Genomic DNA, 2,330 nt, shown 5'->3' with positions numbered 1-2,330 from the left:
CGCACAAGACCCGGACGCCGACGCGCTCGATCCCTACGTGATGGTGTATCGCCACATTGAGCAGTATTTGCAGAAACACAATCAGTTACAGCGTCTCGATTTAGTGCGGCGCTGTTTTTATTTCAAGGTAAATAAACCCTTGTCGCGCACCAGCCGCCAACCCAACAAATCCTGGCAGCGGAAATTACTGGAGGAACTGGTAAAGAGTTGGCACTGGTCAGCACATCAATTACATATGCTCGACAACCGCGCCTATTGGAAAGCACCCCATGTCATTACCGAGCGTGCCTTACTGGTCAATGAACTCAACCACAGTTACCGGTTGTTGAGTGAATTGAGTAAACACCAGCAGAGTGATATCGCCATCAGTGGCGATGAGTTAATAATTCTCGGACGTAAATTACATGCAGCGTTTGAACGCAAAGCAGGAAAAATAGAATGGATCAATCCGGGTATTTCGCGCGATTTAAGTGAGGACAATCTTTGTTTTATTCGCGAACAGAATGACAGTGGAGACAGTTGGCAAGTAGTGCGTGGGAGCCAAAATGATTTAGCACTGCGCAACGTCGATGTGGAACCGATAAAACGCTCGCGCAGTTTGTTGGAGTTATTGCTTTGGTGTCACGCCAATGAAATTTTAGCAAGCCATACCAAGGTTGATATCATTGGCAAACAATTTTCACTTAGCGCCAGCCAAAAACAACAACTGATCCTCGCCCTGCAGCAATGGCTGCCCATTCCATTTACTATTGAACACCATCAGTTTACTCGCCCCGCGGCGATTGAACAGTTATTAATTATCGTCAATACAGGTATTGAACCCCAAGCAGATTTGCATAAAAAAGGCATGCAAATGCTTAGCAGCCAACGCGATGCGCTCGGCTATAGTGGCTTGCGCGAAAATTTAATGATCAATGCCGATGTTATCCACATCAACTCCTGGGGTGAGTTGATCTGCCGCCATTATGCCAGCGATGCATTAATCAATTGCCTGCAGCACTATTTCCGTTTATTTCCACCCGGAAAACAATTCAGCTTACCCGAATTGAGTGTACGCTGCTTTAGCAGCGGCCAAGGCAATAACATTGCCCAGCGCTTAACCGAATTGTGGCGCGACCTCATTAGCTGTTATTACTCAGGCACACGCCCGCGCAGCACACGTTATATTTTGGAAATGGGCGATGAATATTTACTCTTGCAATTTGTACAACAGCAGTTGCAAATCCAGCGTTTTAAAAATTACGAAAAATTATTAGCACGACTCGCGCAAGCGCAAACCGATTTCAGCCCTATAGTAATTGATCGCTATGGGCTGCGCGACAAACCCTTGCGCATTATTTGCGAACAGGTAAAACAGCGCAGCATTACCGTATTTTATCAACTGGAACATACCCAGGCCCGCATCACCATTGTGGATGAAAAAGGTTCAGTGTTTACCACACTTACCGAGTACCACAACCAACAGACGCTCCTGCGGCCGCTAATCAATTTTATCAATGCTGCAATGCAACGCCAATTATTGGATGGAGACCACATAGGGGCACTACCTGACACCAAAGATATCGCCATCTACGAACTAGTGGGCAATATCAAGCAGCAACAAGGCCATGCCGAGCGCCGGCAACTGCATAGCGACTTAAGCCAATTACATTTTATTAATATCAAAGCCATTGCCGAAATGGATGGCGACCAGCAGCTGCGTTTTACAATTTATTGCAATGAACAGGAATTTTCTGCGCTGGCTTATGGCGATGATTTATTTAAAGCAGTGGCCAGTTATATTGTTCGCCGGCGCCAACATGGAGAGCGCTACCCTTGCTACATTACCGACCTGGATTTATCCCTCTGTCATGACACCATTGCACAACAAACTGGAGTGCAACTTGGACATTACCTACAATTAAAATCCGAATTGGAAAATAAACTTAACGCTGCATTAAATGCGCTATAGAAATTCTGATTATCCCTGCAGTCAATAAACCTTATCAATTATTAATTTTTGTTTAGACTCATCTGTTGTTTGCGCAACTCATGTACGATTCATGCATAATCCAACCGCCATCCAGACTGGCCACAACTAAAATCCAAACACAACCGAGAGATATAACAATGAACAAGATACTGACGCTATGGGCAATAGCGATACTGGCACTGAGCCCATGGGCTAATGCCAACCCCAAAGCAACACTGGTAGGGACCTGGGAGCTGGAATATGCAATTTACAAAAACCAAAAAAATGAAGTCGTTGGCGAAATAAAAGGCAAAAGTACTCTCTCCCGAAAAATATTATCCGAGCAACATTTTGCGTTTATCACCTGGGACAAAAGTGG

2 protein-coding genes are annotated in these 2,330 nt (G+C 45.2%); both read left to right on the top strand.

Features of this window, described 5'->3' with window-relative positions; genetic code table 11:
* Positions 1-1,951 (top strand): class I adenylate cyclase (locus ACWA6V_RS20740; protein WP_449524264.1); only part of this gene is annotated, 1,951 nt, incomplete at its 5' end.
* 158 nt (positions 1,952-2,109) lie between these two features.
* The coding region (locus tag ACWA6V_RS20735) for a hypothetical protein (protein ID WP_449524263.1) at positions 2,110-2,330 on the top strand (221 nt) is incomplete at its 3' end.

This window comes from Cellvibrio sp. (assembly GCF_053579595.1).
This window is presented reverse-complemented; position numbering and strand designations above follow the sequence as displayed.